The 17,176-nt window shown below is 63.3% G+C and carries 16 protein-coding genes; 12 read left to right on the top strand and 4 right to left on the bottom strand.

Annotated features, from left to right (window positions below):
* Position 1: 1 nt before the first annotated feature.
* From AC07UR_RS22115 to AC07UR_RS22105, 3 genes are read left to right on the top strand one after another with little or no spacing between them, the layout of a single operon-like run.
* Positions 2–892, top strand: coding sequence for an ABC transporter permease (locus AC07UR_RS22115; protein WP_209790120.1), 891 nt, complete (start codon positions 2–4; stop codon positions 890–892).
* Positions 889–1,692, top strand: coding sequence for an ABC transporter ATP-binding protein (locus AC07UR_RS22110; protein ID WP_209790121.1), 804 nt, complete (start codon positions 889–891; stop codon positions 1,690–1,692). The genes AC07UR_RS22115 and AC07UR_RS22110 overlap by 4 nt, the downstream gene beginning before the upstream one ends.
* 5 nt (positions 1,693–1,697) lie before the next feature.
* Positions 1,698–2,597 carry an ABC transporter ATP-binding protein gene (locus tag AC07UR_RS22105; protein ID WP_209790287.1) on the top strand — a complete coding sequence of 300 codons (900 nt, stop codon included), beginning with the start codon at positions 1,698–1,700 and terminating at the stop codon, positions 2,595–2,597.
* A 384-nt stretch (positions 2,598–2,981) separates the two neighbouring features.
* Here the strand turns inward: AC07UR_RS22105 and AC07UR_RS22100 are convergent, their stop codons facing one another.
* Positions 2,982–4,025: a glutamine synthetase beta-grasp domain-containing protein gene (locus AC07UR_RS22100; protein WP_173423221.1), complete on the bottom strand. Its 1,044-nt coding sequence runs from the start codon at positions 4,023–4,025 to the stop codon at positions 2,982–2,984.
* Positions 4,026–4,413: 388 nt separating this feature from the next.
* Positions 4,414–5,811, bottom strand: a complete 1,398-nt coding sequence (locus AC07UR_RS22095) for an aminotransferase-like domain-containing protein (RefSeq protein WP_209790122.1) — start codon at positions 5,809–5,811, stop codon at positions 4,414–4,416.
* Positions 5,812–5,912: 101 nt separating this feature from the next.
* Here AC07UR_RS22095 and AC07UR_RS22090 point away from each other — a divergent pair, with 101 nt between their 5' ends.
* Positions 5,913–6,776 carry a DMT family transporter gene (locus tag AC07UR_RS22090; protein WP_209790123.1) on the top strand — a complete coding sequence of 288 codons (864 nt, stop codon included), beginning with the start codon at positions 5,913–5,915 and terminating at the stop codon, positions 6,774–6,776.
* 22 nt (positions 6,777–6,798) lie between these two features.
* Here AC07UR_RS22090 and AC07UR_RS22085 read toward each other — a convergent pair whose 3' ends face one another.
* Positions 6,799–7,692: a LysR family transcriptional regulator gene (locus AC07UR_RS22085; protein WP_209790124.1), complete on the bottom strand. Its 894-nt coding sequence runs from the start codon at positions 7,690–7,692 to the stop codon at positions 6,799–6,801.
* A gap of 117 nt (positions 7,693–7,809) precedes the next feature.
* Here AC07UR_RS22085 and AC07UR_RS22080 point away from each other — a divergent pair, with 117 nt between their 5' ends.
* Positions 7,810–8,721, top strand: a complete 912-nt coding sequence (locus tag AC07UR_RS22080) for an NmrA family NAD(P)-binding protein (protein ID WP_209790125.1) — start codon at positions 7,810–7,812, stop codon at positions 8,719–8,721.
* Positions 8,722–8,747: 26 nt separating this feature from the next.
* On the top strand, positions 8,748–9,005 hold the full coding sequence (locus AC07UR_RS22075; RefSeq protein WP_412728351.1) for a DUF2798 domain-containing protein: 258 nt from the start codon (positions 8,748–8,750) through the stop codon (positions 9,003–9,005).
* A gap of 203 nt (positions 9,006–9,208) precedes the next feature.
* On the opposite strand, the gene AC07UR_RS22070 is transcribed toward AC07UR_RS22075, so the two are convergent.
* Complete coding sequence (locus AC07UR_RS22070; protein WP_209790126.1) at positions 9,209–10,249, bottom strand: dipeptidase; 1,041 nt, start codon at positions 10,247–10,249, stop codon at positions 9,209–9,211.
* A gap of 285 nt (positions 10,250–10,534) precedes the next feature.
* On the opposite strand from AC07UR_RS22070, the gene AC07UR_RS22065 reads away from it, so the two are divergent.
* The 6 genes from AC07UR_RS22065 to AC07UR_RS22040 are packed head-to-tail and all read left to right on the top strand — an operon-like array spanning position 10,535 to position 17,168.
* Positions 10,535–12,133, top strand: coding sequence for an ABC transporter substrate-binding protein (locus tag AC07UR_RS22065; RefSeq protein WP_209790127.1), 1,599 nt, complete (start codon positions 10,535–10,537; stop codon positions 12,131–12,133).
* Positions 12,130–13,143, top strand: coding sequence for an ABC transporter permease (locus AC07UR_RS22060; RefSeq protein WP_209790128.1), 1,014 nt, complete (start codon positions 12,130–12,132; stop codon positions 13,141–13,143). Before AC07UR_RS22065 ends, AC07UR_RS22060 begins: the two co-directional genes overlap by 4 nt.
* On the top strand, positions 13,140–14,042 hold the full coding sequence (nikC, locus tag AC07UR_RS22055) for a nickel transporter permease (RefSeq protein ID WP_209790129.1): 903 nt from the start codon (positions 13,140–13,142) through the stop codon (positions 14,040–14,042). Before AC07UR_RS22060 ends, nikC begins: the two co-directional genes overlap by 4 nt.
* Before the next feature lie 3 nt (positions 14,043–14,045).
* Positions 14,046–14,876 (top strand): ABC transporter ATP-binding protein, encoded by an 831-nt coding sequence (locus tag AC07UR_RS22050; RefSeq protein WP_209790130.1) that lies wholly within the window; start codon positions 14,046–14,048, stop codon positions 14,874–14,876.
* Entirely contained in the window at positions 14,873–15,613 is a 741-nt protein-coding gene (locus AC07UR_RS22045) for an ABC transporter ATP-binding protein (RefSeq protein ID WP_209790131.1), read from the top strand. The genes AC07UR_RS22050 and AC07UR_RS22045 overlap by 4 nt, the downstream gene beginning before the upstream one ends.
* A 40-nt stretch (positions 15,614–15,653) precedes the next feature.
* Positions 15,654–17,168 (top strand): serine hydrolase domain-containing protein, encoded by a 1,515-nt coding sequence (locus AC07UR_RS22040; protein WP_209790132.1) that lies wholly within the window; start codon positions 15,654–15,656, stop codon positions 17,166–17,168.
* Positions 17,169–17,176 lie beyond the last annotated feature (8 nt).

The following is a 17,176-nucleotide window of genomic DNA, read 5'->3' as shown; positions in this document are numbered from 1 at the left end:
GATGAAGTCCCAACCCTTCGGATTGATCCGAAACCGCAAGGCCCTTGTCGGCGTCGCCATCATCGCCTTCATTCTCATAGTGGCGATCGCAGCACCGCTGCTGACCCCCTATGATCCGGGCGCGCGCGTCGGCCGGCCGCATCAGGCCCCGTCGCTCGCCCACTGGCTCGGCACCACCCGCATCGGCCAGGACGTGTTCACGCGGCTGATCTATGGCGCCCGCACCTCGCTGGCCGTCGGTTTCGGCGCAGGCCTGCTCATCACCATCGTCGGCACCGCGCTCGGCATTCTCGCCGGCTATCGCGGCGGCAAGGTCGACGAGGTCATCAGCTTCTTCACCAACATGGTGCTGGTGGTTCCCAACCTGCCGCTGCTGCTTGTTCTCGCCGCCTTCATCGGTCAGGCGAGCCCCTGGGTCATCGCGCTAATCCTCGGCGGAACCTCCTGGGCATGGGGCGCGCGCGTCACCCGCGCCGAGACGCTGTCCGTCAAGCAGAAGGACTACGTCAAGTCGGCAGAGATGATGGGCGAGCCGCGCTGGCGCATCATGACCTTCGAGATCTTCCCCAACCTGATCTCGATCGTCGGCATCAACTTCATCGGCAGCGTCATCTTCGCGATCATCACCCAGGCAACCCTTGAGTTTCTCGGCCTTGGCGATCCGAAGGTCGTCTCCTGGGGCACTATGCTCTATGCCGCCCAGAAGGCCTCGGCCCTCTCTGTCGGCGCGTGGTGGGACATTCTCACGCCCTGCTTTGCGCTTGCCTTCCTCGGCATCGGCCTGTCGCTTCTGAATTTCGCCGTCGACGAAATCGCCAATCCCAGGCTGCGCACCGGTAACCGCCTAGGACGCTGGTCCGCGCTCATTCGTTCCGGGGAGGGTCGCCTGTGACCGCACCATTGCTATCGGTGAAAAACCTGACGATCGACTATATCGGCGAGGAGAAGGATTTTCGCGCCGTCGACAACGTCAGCTTCGATGTCGCACCGGGCGAAGTCTTCGGACTTGCCGGCGAATCCGGCTGCGGCAAGAGCACCATCGCCTTTGCCATCAGCCGGCTGCACAAACCGCCGGCGCTGATCCGGCGCGAAAGCACCATCCTGCTCAACGACCGCAACGTGCTCGATCTCGACGACAAGGGCTTGCGCGATTTCCGCTGGCGCGAGGTCGCCATGGTGTTCCAGAGCGCGATGAACTCGCTCAACCCGGTGCTGCGCATCGAGCAGCAGTTCTACGACGTCCTGAAGACGCACAAGGGCATGAGCCGCGCGCAGGCACGTGACCGCACCGCCGAAATGCTGAAGCTCGTCGACATCGCCCCGGACCGCATGCGTGATTACCCGCATCAGTTTTCCGGCGGCATGCGCCAGCGCATCGTCATCGCCATCTGCTTGGCGCTCGATCCGCGGCTGGTCGTCATGGACGAGCCGACGACCGCGCTCGATGTCGTCGTCCAGCGCGAAATCCTGCAACGGATCAACGAACTGCGCCGCAGCCTCGGCTTTGCCGTCCTGTTCATCACCCACGACCTCGGCCTGATGGTACAATTTTGCGACCGCATCGGCATCATGCTCGCGGGCAAGCTCGTAGAACAGAACACAGCCGAAGCGATCTACGGATCGCCCGAGCACGACTATACCAAGAAACTCTGGGCCTCCTTCCCCTCTCTCCATGGAGGTGTCCTGCTATGACCGGCATGCAGACCCCGATCCTCGCTCTCGACAATGTCACCAAGACCTTCGGCAACGGGCCAGGCGCCGTTCGCGCTGCCCGATCGATCTCGTTTTCGCTGCATGCCGGTCGCGCCCTTGCGCTTGTCGGCGAATCCGGCAGCGGCAAGACCACCTGTGCCCGCATGGCGATGCGCGAATATCTGCCGACGGAAGGCAAGATCCTGTTCAAGGGTCAACCGGTCGAAGGCAGCAATGCCGCCGAGGCGGCCCACTACCGCCGCGCGGTGCAGATGATCTTCCAGGATCCGTTCGCCTCGCTCAATCCGGCCCACACCATCGCCTATCATCTGAAGCGGCCGCTGCTGCTGCATCGCCCTGACATCAAGCGGTCGGAGATCGACGCAACGGTGCGGGCGCTGCTGCTGCAGGTGAAGCTCGATCCCGACCTTGTTGCGCCGAAATACCCGCACGAACTCTCCGGCGGCCAGCGCCAGCGCGTCAACATCGCCCGCGCGCTTGCCGCCAAGCCGGAGGTGATCGTCGCCGACGAGCCGACATCGATGCTCGACGTCTCCGTTCGCCTCGGGGTGCTCAATCTCTTGAGCGAAATGAAGCAGCAGATGAAGCTCGGGCTGCTCTACATCACCCACGACATCGCCACGGCGCGCTATGTCGCCGAGGATATTGCCGTGATGTATTCCGGCCAGATCGTCGAATGGGGCAATGTCGGCAAGGTGATCGACAATCCCGCCCATCCCTATACGAAGCTCCTGCTTTCGGCGGTTCCCGACCCGGATATCCGCTTCGACGACCCGAGCGTGCGGCTGCGGCCGGAGGATGTGGAGGAGATCCGGCGCAAATCGGCGATGACGCAGGACAGGATCGTCGAGGTCGACAGCGATCACTTCGTTCGCGCCGCCTGAGCCGGCAGCGACGGCCGGTGGTCAGCCTCTGGCTAAGCCATAGCACGGGCGCAAACCCTGAGAATGCATGTCTGCCGACAGCCTTACTCAATTCTCCCTCATTCCGGCCTTGTGCCGGAATCCAGCGAGCTGACGTCCGTCAGATCAAAATACCCTCCCACCCAGGGACTTGGGTGGGCTAGATTCCTGTGACAAGCACAGGAAAGAAGGTGGTTGTGACGAGCGCTGAGCCTTCCCGGCTACCAACCCGCGCATTATCGGCAGCCTAAAACAAAACGCCCCGCTCGAAAGCGGGGCGTTTTGTTTTGGCGACCGTCGCCGATCGCCTATCCTTGGAGGCAGAGCCGTTTGTGGCGTGCCGCTAGGGCACGCCACAAGCCATGCTCAGGCCGCCTTCATCTGGCTTTCGACATCGGTCGGAACCGTGGAGATCGTCTTCAGGATCTGCGCAGCGATCTGGTAGGGGTCACCCTTGGAGTTCGGGCGGCGGTCTTCAAGATAGCCCTTGTAGTCGTTGTTGACGAAGCTGTGCGGAACGCGGATCGAGGCACCGCGGTCAGCAACGCCGTAGCTGAACTGGTGAATCGAGGCGGTTTCGTGCTTGCCGGTCAGGCGCATGTGGTTGTCAGGACCGTAGACGGCGATGTGGTCGGCGCGAGCTTCGGCGAAGGCCGCCATCAGGTTTTCGAAGTATTCCTTGCCGCCGACTTCGCGCATGTAGGTGGTCGAGAAGTTGGCATGCATGCCCGAACCGTTCCAGTCGGTGTCGCCGAGCGGCTTGCAGTGGTATTCGACGTCGATGCCGTATTTTTCGGTCAGGCGCTGCAGGAGGTAGCGGGCAAGCCAGATTTCATCGGCGGCCTTGCGCGAGCCCTTGCCGAAGACCTGGAATTCCCACTGGCCCTTGGCGACTTCGGCGTTGATGCCTTCATGGTTGATGCCGGCGGCCAGGCAGATGTCCAGATGCTCTTCGACGATCTTGCGGGCGATGTCGCCGACATTGCCGAAGCCAACGCCACAGTAGTAAGGGCCCTGCGGCGCGGGGAAGCCAGCTTCCGGGAACCCGAGCGGGCGACCGTTCTGATAGAAGAAATACTCCTGCTCGAAGCCGAACCAGGCGCCGTCGTCGTCGGCGATCGAAGCGCGGGTGTTGGACGCATGCGGCGTCTTGGCATCGGGCATCATGACTTCGCAGAGAACGAGCACGCCGTTCTTGCGCTCCGGGTCCGGATAGACGGCAACCGGCTTCAACACGCAGTCGGAACTGCTGCCTTCGGCCTGCATCGTGGAGGAACCGTCGAAGCCCCAGAGCGGAAGCTGTTCAAGCTGCGGAAAAGCGTCGAATTCCTTGACCAGGGTCTTGCCGCGCAGGTTGGGGGTCGGCTTGTAACCGTCGAGCCAGATGTATTCGAGCTTAAACTTTGTCATTTCTTTCTCTCACGTGACGCCAGGAATGGCTTGGTTCCGAAGCGGTTGGGCAATCCAGATCGGTTGCCCGACGACCGTTAGACATAAGAAAGCATTAATCGTGCCAGTTCGCTTTTCCTGGCCAAAACACGAAAAAATCAACGCCCGCGGCATCCGCTGTCCAGTGCAAGCGGTAGCACAAGACTAAGGATGAAGCGGACTGCACAGAAAATAGGCACCATCAGCCGCGCTTTGAGGCACGGCCACGCGCAATCCGCTGCCAAAGAAGGCGTCGAGCGGCAAGGCGGCCGCCGCGTCGTCGCAGCCCGGTCAACAAGGGCCATCACAAAGGCTGCTCGAAAAACATGCAGGCAGTCACCAGCCCGAAACGACACTGCCAGACGCGTGACTACCGGGTAATCATCGCCAGTACGCGATAGAGCCGTTCATCGGTCGATTGGGCGACGTTGAAGCGCAGAAATCCCGAAGCCGCGCCGGAATGGCTGAAGGCATTGCCGGGCGCCAGAACGATATCATGCGCCAGCGCCTTCTGCGCCAGCTCCGACGCATCGAGCCCCTCCGGCAGCCGGCACCAGAGGAACATGCCCGCCCGCGGCTCGATCCAGGGTGCAATCCCGACGGCAGCAAGCCGCGCGGTGGTTTCGGTCATCGTTCGGGTCAGGCGCAGCCGCAGCGCCTCCATATGTTTTCGGTAGCTGCCGTCGCGAAGCAGGGTCAACACCAACTCGGCGGCGAGGTTCGGGCCGCCGAATGTGGTGGCGATCTTGAGGTCGATCAGCCCCTCGATCCAACTCCTGGGAGCGGCGATGTAGCCGCAGCGCATCGATGCAGACAACGTCTTGGAAAAGCTGCCGATCTGCACGACACGGTCGAGACCGTCGAAGGCGGCCAACCGCGGCGCCGGCTCATGCTCGAAATCGGCAAAGATATCGTCCTCGACGATGGTCAAGCCCGCCTGCTCGGCCAGCCGCAGCAGGCGATGCGCAACCACGGGAGACAGCGTCGCGCCGGTCGGATTGTGCACGGCGGAGTTGGTGATGTAGAGGCGGGGGCGATGGGCTTCCAGCACCTCGGCGAACCGATCGAGATCGGGACCGACGGGCGTGTAGGGCACGCTGACGACATTGACGCGGTGCGCCCGCAACAGCGCCTGGAAATTGAAGTAGCAGGGATCGTCGACCATGACGGTGTCGCCGGCTTCGAGCAGGAAGCGACAAAGCAGATCGATCGCCTGGGTGCCTGACTCGGTCAGGATGATCTGATCGGGCGATGCCTCGACACCATGCTCTGCCAGCCGTCGCGCTAGCAACTGCCGCAAGGGCCGCAGGCCGAGCGGCGTACCGTATTCCGTGAGGCTCGCCGTCTCCGCGCGTGCGATCGAGCGCAGCGCCCGCCTGAGTGCTGCCTCCGGCATCCACGACGCCGGCAGCCAGCCGCAGCCGGGTTTCAGCACCTCGGCATCGGTTTCAAGGGCTTGTCGCGAAACCCAGAGGGGGTCGACCGCGCGGTCGAGCCGCGGGCCGACCTCGGTCAGCGACAACGGCGCCAGCGGCGCAGACACGAAAAAGCCGGAGCCGGGCCGCGAACGGATGGTACCCTCGGCGGCAAGACGCTCATAGGCTTCCACGACCGTCGACTTGGAAACCCGCATCGTCGTCGCCAACGCCCGAATGGAAGGAAGCTTGGCACCCGGCGTCAACGATCGCCCGGCAATGCGTTGCCGGATCGTGCCCATGACGCCCTCGAGCAGGGTCTCGCTACCGGTCTCCGTCTGCTGGAATGCCATCTGTATTGGACCTTGATGCAGGACAGTTTAGCGAAACTGTACCGCATTGTCTCTGGAAGAACCACTGTCTCCGACCGATACATGTAGAAAAGGAGACGACAATGGACAGAACGACCACCGGCTGGTTAAACGGCTTCCTCGGAGTATTGATTTTCAGCGGCTCGCTGCCGGCCACACGCGCTGCCGTCATGGACTTCGATCCAGTATTCCTGACCGTCGCCCGCGCGGCAATCGCCGGTGCGCTGGCGCTCTGCCTGCTCCTCGTCTTTCGCCAACCCAAGCCGACGCGCTCCGATCTCGTGTCGCTGGCAATCGTCGCCTTCGGCGTCGTTCTTGGCTTCCCGCTTCTGACCGCACTGGCGCTTGAGCATGTGACATCGGCCCACTCGATCGTCTTCGTCGGCTTACTGCCTTTGGCGACCGCCGTCTTCGGGGTACTTCGCGGCGGCGAACGGCCGCATCCGGCCTTCTGGCTGTTTTCCTGCGTCGGCAGCGCGCTGGTTGCCGGTTTTGCGCTGACGCAGGGTTTTTCCGCCTCGCCGATTGGCGATCTCCTTATGCTCGCCGCCATCATCGTCTGCGGCCTTGGCTATGCCGAGGGTGCTGCCCTTTCGCGCAAGCTCGGTGGTTGGCAGGTCATCTGCTGGGCTCTGGTGCTGTCGCTGCCCGTCATGATCGGCATCGGTCTTTTCACCAACGCACCAGCCGTCGAGATGGTGAACGGTGGCGCCTGGGCTGGCCTTGCCTATGTCTCCGTCTTCAGCATGCTGATCGGCTTCGTCTTCTGGTATCGCGGACTGGCGCTCGGCGGCGTCGCCGGCGTCGGACAGTTGCAACTGCTGCAGCCGTTCTTCGGCCTGGCGCTGGCAGCAGCGCTGTTGCATGAGCCGGTGAGTGGAGCGATGCTGGCGGTCACCGGCGCGATCGTGCTTTGCGTCGCCGGCGCCAAGAAATTCGCGAAGTAGAAGGCTAGCTTTCGGCCCATCGTCAGAGATGGTCGAGCTTCAGCCGCTTGCTCAACAGGTCGATGAACGTCCGGACCTTGGCCGTGGGCGCCCTGCCCTCGCGCCACAGGATATGAAGCGGCACAGGGGCCGGTTCGAATTCCTCAAGCACCACCTCGACCCTGCCGTCGGCAATCAGATGCTCGATTTGCCAGAGCGGGGAATACCCGAGACCGAGCCCTTCGCCGACGGCGGCATAGATTGCCGCCATGGCGTTCACCCGCAAAGGGCCGCCAACCTTTATCCCACGTGACTTGCCGTCGATCGTCAGCATCCAGGTGCCCTGCCGATCATCGCCCAGGCGCGTGACGCAGTCGTGGTGCTTCAGGTCCTGTGGGTGCTTGGGCCGACCGCGTGCGGCAAGATAGGAGGGTGCACCGAAGACGACGCGGCGCAGACCGCCCAGCCGCTTCCCCGTCAGGCTCGAGTCGGCCAGATCGCCAATGCGCACCACCATGTCGAGCCCACCGCCTACGAGATCGACGAACGCGTCGGAAAGGTCGAGTTCGACTTCGACTTCCTTGTATTGCCGCATGTATTCGGCAACGATCGGCATCAGGAAGCGCGGAGCAAACAGCGCCGGAGCCCCGATGCGCAGCACGCCTGAAGGCTCCAGTCGGCGCCGCGCCGCCTCCAATCGGGCTTCACGGATTTCATCGATGGCGGGCTTCACCCGTCGATAGAAGATCTCGCCCGCCTCGCTCGGCGAGGAGCGCCGGGTCGTTCGGTGAACGAGTTCCACCCCAACATCGTCTTCAAGGGTTGCAAGCGAACGGCTGACGGTCTGCAGCGGCCGCGAAAGGCGATTGGCAGCCGCCGTCAAGCTCCCGAGCTCGACCACGGCGACGAACACTTCCAGATCCTCGATACGGCCCATTCAATTCTCCCATTTTTCGGGAGTATTAATCACATTTCTGGCCAATTGTCTGTATTTCCGCCGCGCAATACCCTGTCTTCACATTGCATGAGACGAACGTCAGGAAGGCGAATTCGCATGGCACCGACAACGAAAAGAACCGCGGGAAACAGGATACTCGTCGTCGGTGCGACCGGCCGGTTTGCCGGCCTCGTCGTGCCCGAGTTGGTGGGCCGCGGAGCTATTGTTCGCGCCCTAGTCAGGGACCAGTCCAACACCGGCTTGGCGCAGTCACTTGGCGCCGCGGAAATTGCGGTCGGCGACCTCAGGGATCGCCAAAGCCTCGACGTTGCGCTGCAGGGTATCAACGGTGTTTTTCATCTCGGACCGGCCTTCGCGCCCGATGAAACGGCAATGGGCGTTGCAATGGTCGAGGCGTCGGTTCGCGCGGGTGTGCGCAAGTTCGTCTTCTCCTCGGTCATCCAGCCAACCAACACACGACTGAAGAACCATGCAGCCAAGATCCCGGTCGAGGATGCGCTCTATTCGTCCACGCTCGAATACACCATTCTGCACCCGGCCAACTTCATGCAGAACCTCCGCTCGGCGTGGCCGGCGATCGTCGAACACGGCGTCTTTTCAGAACCCTTTCCGAAGACCACGCGCCTGGCGCGCGTCGACTATCGCGACGTTGCCGAGGTGGCGGCGATCGCTTTGACTGAGGATCGCCTCGCTTACGCCACCCTCGAATTGTGCGCCGATGGCCGCCACAACAGGGAGGAAATCGCCGCGATGATGGCAAGCGCGTCGGGTCGCCCTATCGAGGCGGGAGAGATCAGCTTCCACGATTGGGCCGCGCCGGCCCGGACCAAATACACCGAACAGCAACTCGGCTTGCTCGCAAAGGTCCATGAGCACTACGCGGCCGTTGGCCTTGGTGGCAACAGCCTGTCGTTGAGAGCGGCACTCGGGCGGGAACCGCGAAGCCTGCGGGCCTTTATCGAAGAGCTCGCGACCGCTGCCACTGCTCGCCCACACCTCCAAGCCTGACACTTCCAAACCGGAGCATCACCGCCATGCCAAAGAAACTTCCCGCTCGCTACAACGCCATCGCCATGCCTCTGGTGCTGTCGGTCCTGATGTCCTGCCTTGTCTCGGCAGTTTCCACAGTCGCCAGCGTCGGAGCCAGCGCCGACCTCTTCGCCCTATGGATGAAAGCCTGGGGGCATCTCGTGGCTCGCGGCGTTTCCGAGCCTGCTGCTCGTATTGCCGCTGGTGCGCATGATCGTTGGCGCGCTGGTGCAAGCGCCGCAAGCCCGGCGTTGAACCGTTAAGCCGGCGGTGACTGAAAGGCCGTTGCGGGGCGATCACTGCCGCGGAACGATCGAGGTCGGCGAGTGTCTCGGCGGTAACGCGGCCGTCGTCGCGCGCCGGCACACGCCATGGCATCCGTGAGACCGTCGGCATCAATTGAGAACGGGACTGTTCGCCGGCGCTGCGATCGCAGCGAGCCGATAAGCCCGCTGCACGCCCACCCTCACGCGCCCCAGGTCGTTTCCAGCACCCGGATCCAGTTGCCGTGGCAGATTTTCGCCAGCGCGGCCTCGTCGTAACCGCGCTTGCGCAAGAGGTCGACGAGCAATTGCAGGTCGGCCGCGTCGCGCATCGACGCAGGGATCGTCGTGCCGTCGAAATCAGAGCCGAGCGCGACGTGGTCGAGGCCGATGCGGTTGGCGATATAGTCGATGTGATCGGCCAGAAGGTCGAGACTGGTGTCCGGGTTCCTGATGCCGTCGGAGCGCAGGAACAGGACGCCGAAATTGATGCCGGCCAGCCCGCCGGTGTCCTTGATCGCGTCGAGCTGGCGATCCGTGACGTTGCGGCTGTGCGGGCAGAGCGCATGCACGTTGGAATGGGAAGCGACCAGCGGCCCGTTGGAAAGTGCCGCGATATCCCAGAAGCCCTGTTCGTTCATATGCGACAGGTCGACCATGATCTTCAGCTCATTGCACGCCCGGATCAGGTCCTTGCCGCTTTCCGTCAGGCCGGGGCCGATATCCGGAGACGAGGGGAAACGGAACGGCACGCCATAGGCAAAGATGTTCGGCCGGCTCCAGACGGGTCCGAGCGTGCGCAGGCCCGCAGCGTGCAGCACGTAGAGCGCGTCGAGATCGGCGGCGAACGCTTCGACACCTTCGATATGGAGCACCGACGCGAACACGCCATCTGCAATCGCCTGGCGGATGTCTGCGGCCGAGCGGCAGATTTTCAAACGGCCGGCCGCCCGCCGCTCAAGGCGCATCAGCAGGCTCGCCATGCCGAGCGTGCTCTTCAGCGCGTCCTGTTGATCCGGCGTCGCGAAATCGCCGTTGGTGTCCTTCTGCATGCTGGGAGAGGAGACATAGACAGCGCAAAGGCCACCGGCGAGCCCGCCTTTCCCAGCCTTGACGAGGTCGATATGGCCGGAGCTGCCGCCATCGATGAAACGGGCTTCAGCGTCTGGCTGCTGCGAGTGCCACAAACGCGACAGCACATCATTATGTCCATCGAAGACCGGGATTTTCGCCTGTGTTGCCAATTGGGGATCGCCTTTCAACCTGTTTGCCGGCCACGCCGGCCGGTTGCGCGCGACTCATCGCATCGTCGTGCGCGACCATAATCATCCGCCAGCCCTAGGGGAAAGCCGTCCACCGACGCAAATGCAAACCGTGCATAGGCCTTGCCGAAATCGGAATTGGTCGCGCCCAGCCATGTTGTGCTTAATCCGCCCCCTACAAGGGAACACGGCCGGCATTGAGGTTATCTGCAAAAGCCTCACGGCGGCCGTTCGCATGACGATAAGTCCGAGAAGGGGATATTTCCGATGATTTCCAGACGCAACCTGTTGATCGGCGGTGCTGCCGTGCCGTTTCTGTCCTATGTCAGCCTGGTGCCGGCCTTCGCCGAAACCCCGAAAGACATCCTGGTTGTCGCCCAGCAGCTCGACAACATGACGAGCCTCGACCCGCACGAGAGCTTCGAGGCGGTCGGCAGCGAAATCTGCGGCAATATCTACCAGAAGCTGGTTCACCCCAACCTCGACGACGCCAATAAGGTTGACCCGACGCTGGCTGAATCCTGGGAAGCGGATGCCGACAGCAAGGTCTTCACCTTCAAGCTTCGCGCAGGCGCCACCTTTGCAAGCGGAGCGCCGGTGACGGCGGAAGATGCGGCCTTCTCGCTGCAGCGCGCCATCAAGATGAACAAGGGCCCGGCCTTCATCATCGCCCAGTTCGGCTTCACGCCTGAGAATGTCGAAGAGCGCATCGTCGCCGTCGACGGCTCGACGCTTCGCCTCACGCTCGAACAGCCGGCCTCGCTCGCCTTCCTGCTCTACTGCCTCTCGGCCAATGTCGGCAGCATCCTGGAGAAGAAGGTCGCGCTCGAAAACGAAGTCGACGGCGACCTTGGCAATGCCTGGCTGCAGAAGAACACCGCCGGTTCGGGCGAATTCGCGCTGCAATCCTGGAAGCCGAGCGAGAGCGTCGCGCTGACGGTCAATCCGAACGGCCCCTACAAGGGCAACATCAAGCGCCTCATCCTGCGCCATGTCGCCGACCCCTCCTCGCAGCTCCTGATGCTGCAGAAGGGCGATGCCGATATCGCCCGCAACCTCAGCTCCGAGCAGCTGCGCACGCTGCAGGGCGACGAGAACTACACGCTGGTCCGCAAGGGTGTGGCCTCGCTGGTGCTGATCTCGCTCAACCAGAAGCAGGCGAACCTGGCAAAGCCGCAGGTCTGGCAGGCAGTCAAGCACGCGCTCGACTACAAGGGCATGCAGGAAAACATCGTTCCGCTGACCCACAAGATTCACCAGAGCTTCCTGCCGGAGGGCTATCCCGGTGTCGTCAACGATACGCCGTTTGTGAAGGACGTGGCCAAGGCCAAGGCACTAATGGCCGAGGCAGGCCTCGAAGCCGGCTTCGACATCGTCATGGACCACTATTCGGCGCAGCCCTATCCGGATCTGGCGCAGGCGATCCAGGCAAACCTCGCCGAAATCGGCATCCGCGTGCAGCTGCAGGCGGCGGAAAATCGCCAGGTTCTGACCAAGATGCGCGCTCGCGAACACCAGATGGCGCTTTCGGCCTGGGGTTCGGACTATTTCGACCCGCACGCCAATGCCGACGTGTTCAACATCAACCACGACAATTCGGATGATGCCAAGTCGCGTCCCTTCCTGTGGCGCTCGTCCTGGCAGGATGCCGAGATGGCGAAGAAGGCCGAAGCCGCCCGCGACGAGAAGGATCCGGCAAAGCGCATCGCGCTCTACGAGGAACTGCAGCGCGCCCACATGGAGCACAGCCCCTTCATCTTCATGCTGCAGACGACGACCACGGCCGCCTGCCGCAAGTCGGTTGCCGGCATCCGGCTCGGCACGCTCTCTGACGCCCACTCCTATGCAGAGGCGTCCAAGGCTTGAACAAGCGTATCAAAAGCTTTTCCGCCACGTTGAGCAGCGTCTTCCTGACGCTGCTCGGCCTGACGATCGTCACCTTCATGATCGGCCGCGTCATGCCGGTCGACCCGGTCATTGCCGCGGTCGGCGACAATGCGTCCGAGGCGGTGATCGCCCAGGCCCGCATCGAGATGGGCCTCGACCAGCCGCTGATCGTGCAGTTCTTCCGTTATCTCTGGCAGCTGCTGCACGGCGATCTCGGAATGTCGATCCTGACGCGCAACCCGGTTTCGACCGATATCGCCCGGTTCTTCCCGGCAACGCTGGAGCTGGCAACGGCAGCACTGCTCCTGTCGGCGGCGATCGGCATTCCGCTCGGGGTCTGGGCCGCCGTCCGCCAAGGCAAGTTCATCGACCAGGCGATACGCGTCGTCTGCCTTGCCGGTCACTCCGTTCCCGTCTTCATGCTGTCGCTGATTTCGCTGTTGATCTTCTACGCCACACTTGGCCTGGCACCGGGACCCGGCCGCCAGGACGTGATCTTCGACGGCATGATCGACCCGGTCACCGGTCTCCTGACGATCGACACGCTGATTGCGGGCGACTGGGATGCCTTCCGTGACGCCGTGGCGCACATGGCGCAGCCTGTCTGCATCCTCGCCTATTTCAGCATGGCCTATATCACCCGCATGACCCGGGCCTTCATGGTCGACGCCTTGAAGGGCGAATTCGTGATCACCGCACGCGCCAAGGGGCTGTCCGCTTCCACCGTCATCTGGAGCCACGCCTTCCCGACCGTTGCCGTGCAGCTGGTCACGGTGCTGGCGCTCACCTATGCCGGGCTTCTCGAAGGCGCCGTCGTCACCGAAACGGTGTTCAGCTGGCCGGGCCTCGGTCAATATCTGACGGTATCGCTGATGAATGCCGACATGAACCCGGTGGTCGGAGCGACCCTTCTGATCGGCCTCATCTATGTCGGCCTCAACCTCATCGCCGACCTTCTCTATCGTGTACTGGATCCCCGCGTCCGATGATGCTTACGACCTTCAGAAACTGGGCGCTGGATGAAACGCCCGCCTCCCGCACCCAGGCCTCCTGGGGCCACCGCTACCGGATCTGGCTGAAGCTCAGGTCCAACCCGCTGGCGATGATCGGGCTTGCGATCATCCTCGTCTTTTCGCTGCTGGCAGCGCTTGCTCCGGTGCTGGCGCCGCACGATCCGGCGATCCAGAACCTCGCCAACCGGCTTGCCGCACCGAGTGCCGTCCATTGGCTCGGCACCGACGAGCTTGGCCGCGACATCTTCTCGCGCATCCTCTTTGGCGGCCGCGTGACGCTTGGCATGGTCGTTTCCGTGGTCGTTCTCGTTGCCCCGATCGGCCTTGCTGTCGGCTGCATCGCCGGCTATTTCGGCGGCGTCGTCGATACGATGCTGATGCGCGTCACCGACGTTTTCCTCGCCTTCCCGCGCCTCATTCTGGCGCTTGCCTTTGTCGCGGCGCTGAAGCCCGGCGTCGAAAGCGCCGTTCTCGCCATCGCGCTCACGGCCTGGCCGCCCTATGCGCGCCTTGCCCGTGCCGAGACCATGACGGTTCGCCGCAGCGATTTCATCGCCGCCTGCCGGCTGACCGGCGCGTCGCCATGGCGCATCATCATGCGTCATGCCGCACCGCTTTGCGTGCCGAGCCTGATTGTGCGCATCACCCTCGACATGAGCTCGATCATCATCACCGCCGCCAGCCTCGGCTTCCTCGGCATGGGCGCGCAGCCACCATCGCCGGAATGGGGCGCGATGATCGCCACTGCCAAGCGCTTCATCTTCGACCAGTGGTGGGTTGCAACCGTGCCCGGCATCGCGATCTTCCTGGTCTCTCTCGCGTTCAACTTCCTCGGGGACGGATTGCGCGACGTGCTCGATCCGAAGGGAGACTGAACCATGCTGGTTGATATCCAGAACCTCCGCATCGCCTTCGAAAACCGCTCGTCCCGCTTCGAGGCCGTGCGCGGCGTCTCGCTTTCGCTCGGCGCGGAGAAACTCGGCATCGTCGGCGAGAGCGGATCGGGCAAGAGCCTGACGGCGCGGGCGCTGATGAAGCTCTTGCCATCCAATGCCGCCATTACTGCCGATCGGCTCTCCTTCGACGGCATCGATGTCCTCGCCGCGTCGGAAAAGCAGATGCGCCAGATCCGCGGCAAGCGGGCCGGCTTCATCCTGCAGGACCCGAAATACTCGCTGAACCCGGTGATGAACATCGGCCGGCAGGTGTCTGAAGCCTGGCGTACTCACAAGGGCGGCAGCAAGAAGCAGGCGCTCGAGGCTGCGATCCACCTTCTCGACCAGGTGAAGATCCGCAATCCGCGCGAGGTCGCCGCCTCCTACCCGCACGAAGTCTCGGGCGGCATGGGCCAGCGGGTGATGATCGCGATGATGCTGGCGCCCGACCCGGAACTGCTGATCGCCGACGAGCCGACGAGCGCACTCGATGCGACCGTTCAGGCCGAGATCCTGCGGCTAATCGAGGAGCTGGTGTCTGAGCGCAACATGGGCCTCATTCTGATCAGCCACGACCTGCCGCTCGTTTCGCATTTCTGCGACCGGGTCGCGGTCATGTATTCCGGCCGTGTCATGGAAGAACTGAAAGCGTCGGAACTGCTGAATGCGCGCCACCCCTACACCAAGGGGCTCCTCAACTGCATGCCCTCCCTTACGCATCCCAGGGACCGGCTGCCTGTTCTCAACCGCGATGCTTCGTGGCTCACCGCATGATCGACGTTGAAAATCTCCGCATAAGGTTCGGTGACCGCGAGGTCGTCAAAGGTGTCTCGTTTTCGGTGAAGAAGGGCGACAGCTTCGGCATCGTCGGCGAAAGCGGCTCGGGCAAGTCCACCATCCTCCGGGCGATGGCCGGGCTCAACGAAAGCTGGGAAGGCCGCATCGCTTTCGGCGGCGAGCCGGCCGCGCTGAAACGTCCGCCGGGCTTTTTCCGCCGGGTGCAGATGGTGTTCCAGGACCCTTACGGCTCACTGCACCCACGCCAGACGATCGACCGCATTCTCAGCGAATTGCCGCTGGTGCACGGCATGGACAACATCGACAAGCGCATCGTTCAGGCCTTGTCCGACGTCGCCTTGCCACAGGCGGCCCGCTTCCGCTTCCCACATCAGCTTTCCGGTGGCCAGCGCCAGCGCGTGGCGATTGCGCGCGCACTGATTGCCGATCCGCAGGTGCTGTTGCTCGACGAACCGACGAGCGCGCTTGACGTCTCGGTGCAGGCGGAAATCCTCAATCTCCTGTCCGACCTTCGCGAAGCGCGCGGCCTCACCTACATTCTCGTCAGCCACAACCTCGCCGTCATCGCCCATCTCTGCGGTCAGGTCGGCGTGATGTTGAACGGCGAGATGGTAGAGCAACTGAGCGCACAGGATCTGCGGGCAGGCAAGACAAGCCACGCCCATACGACGGAACTGCGCACGCTGAGCGTCGGGCTGGAAGAGCCCGCCTGATCTCGGCCCTGTCGTGGCAACAAGCACAATGGAAGACACCATGCCGGCACATCTCGATTGGCACGCAGCATCCACCACCGCAAAGGCATTTGCCGCGCAGTGGGCAGAAAACGAACCGGGCGGCGCGATCATCGGCTTCGACGACAGCGGCATCCGCTTTTCGCATGCGCGTGGCGTCGAGAGCCTGTCGACGCTGGCGCCGTTTTCGGCTGAAAGCGTCGTGCGCTACGCCTCCGTCACCAAGCATTTCTTCTGTGCCATGGTTCTTCAACATGAGGACATCATCAAGCTCGACGATCCGCTCGGCCAGCATCTGCCGGAACTCGCCTCGCCGCTTGCCGACGTGACGGTCGGCCAGGCGCTCGACATGAGTGGCGGTCTGCCGGACACACGCGAATGCCTCTCACTGCTTGGGCTTTCGGTCTACACGGAGACCCAGGCCGCACCGCTGCTCGAATTTCTGGCGCGACTGCGGCGTCTGAATTTCGACGCCGGCAGCGAAGTTTCCTATTCCAACACCGGCTATCGCCTCGTCGAGGCGGCGCTGGAGCGCCGCGGCTTCGCCTTCGACGACTTTATCCAGAGCGACGTTGCCGGCCCCCTCGGCGTCACCTTCAAGGCGCCAGACGTCTGGAACGATCCGGTCGCGGGCCTGGTGCCCGGCTATTGGCACAATGGCGAACGATGGCAACTTTCCGCCGCCGGCCTGCATATCTCGGCCTCCGGCAGCCTGACAGGGAGCGCCAATGCACTGACGGCCTGGCTGCAGGCATTGATGCGTGGGCACGGCCGTTTCGACGGCGTGCTGGAAAAGCTTCAGGCCACGCGGTTCATGGCCGACGGACGATCGAGCGGCTACAGCCTCGGCCTGCGCCTGTCGACGCTTGGCGAGCGCAATTTCGTCGGCCACGGCGGTTCGCACCCCGGCTACAAGACCTATTTCCTCATCGATCCCGAAAGCCGCTCGGGCTTCGTCGTCGTCTCCAATCGCGAAGACACCAACGGCCACAAGATCGCGCTCGAAAGCATGGCGGCGTTGACCGGCCTGCCGCTACCAACGGCCGCGACCGGCATCCCCGACGGCCTCTATGTGACGGAACAGGGTCCCTGGTGGCTGGAGACCAAGGGCAGCGTCTGCACCTATCTCGATGCCGACGACACGCTCTATGACGACGGCGACGGCTGGGTTTCGTCGCGCTCGGCCTCCTCGCCGATGCGGTTGCGGCTGGAGGGATCGGCACTCGTCGGCGAGGCCGGTCATGCGGCGCGACGCTTCCTGCCTGTAATCGGTGAACAAGCGGTGGCGGCATCGCTTGCCGGAACGTGGCGGTCGACGGAAGGCGCCGAGTTCGAGGTCCGTGACGATGCGGTGGTGATGGGCGTCGGCCCGGTGCGGCACACGATGCCACTCACTGCACTCGGCAACGGCCGCTATCTCTTCACCCTCCATGACGGTCCGTGGACGAAGCGCGTCTGCCTGCATGTCCTCGACGACAACAGGGTGGAACTGGTGCTCAACCGTGCGCGAATGATGGAATACCGCCGTCAGGGCTGATTTTTCTT

This window comes from Ensifer sp. GW821-FHT05G01, assembly GCF_059419585.1.
Note: the sequence above shows the minus strand (reverse complement) of the source record. Positions and strands in the feature narration are given on the sequence as shown.

Coding starts and splice junctions, on each gene's coding strand:
- AC07UR_RS22115 (WP_209790120.1), top strand. CDS start 2: ATGAAGTCCCAACCCTTCGGATTGATCCGAAACCGCAAGGCCCTTGTC.
- AC07UR_RS22065 (WP_209790127.1), top strand. CDS start 10,535: ATGATTTCCAGACGCAACCTGTTGATCGGCGGTGCTGCCGTGCCGTTT.
- AC07UR_RS22075 (WP_412728351.1), top strand. CDS start 8,748: ATGCCAAAGAAACTTCCCGCTCGCTACAACGCCATCGCCATGCCTCTG.
- AC07UR_RS22080 (WP_209790125.1), top strand. CDS start 7,810: ATGGCACCGACAACGAAAAGAACCGCGGGAAACAGGATACTCGTCGTC.
- AC07UR_RS22095 (WP_209790122.1), bottom strand. CDS start 5,811: ATGGCATTCCAGCAGACGGAGACCGGTAGCGAGACCCTGCTCGAGGGC.
- AC07UR_RS22100 (WP_173423221.1), bottom strand. CDS start 4,025: ATGACAAAGTTTAAGCTCGAATACATCTGGCTCGACGGTTACAAGCCG.
- AC07UR_RS22105 (WP_209790287.1), top strand. CDS start 1,698: ATGCAGACCCCGATCCTCGCTCTCGACAATGTCACCAAGACCTTCGGC.
- AC07UR_RS22090 (WP_209790123.1), top strand. CDS start 5,913: ATGGACAGAACGACCACCGGCTGGTTAAACGGCTTCCTCGGAGTATTG.
- nikC (WP_209790129.1), top strand. CDS start 13,140: ATGATGCTTACGACCTTCAGAAACTGGGCGCTGGATGAAACGCCCGCC.
- AC07UR_RS22045 (WP_209790131.1), top strand. CDS start 14,873: ATGATCGACGTTGAAAATCTCCGCATAAGGTTCGGTGACCGCGAGGTC.
- AC07UR_RS22040 (WP_209790132.1), top strand. CDS start 15,654: ATGCCGGCACATCTCGATTGGCACGCAGCATCCACCACCGCAAAGGCA.
- AC07UR_RS22085 (WP_209790124.1), bottom strand. CDS start 7,692: ATGGGCCGTATCGAGGATCTGGAAGTGTTCGTCGCCGTGGTCGAGCTC.
- AC07UR_RS22050 (WP_209790130.1), top strand. CDS start 14,046: ATGCTGGTTGATATCCAGAACCTCCGCATCGCCTTCGAAAACCGCTCG.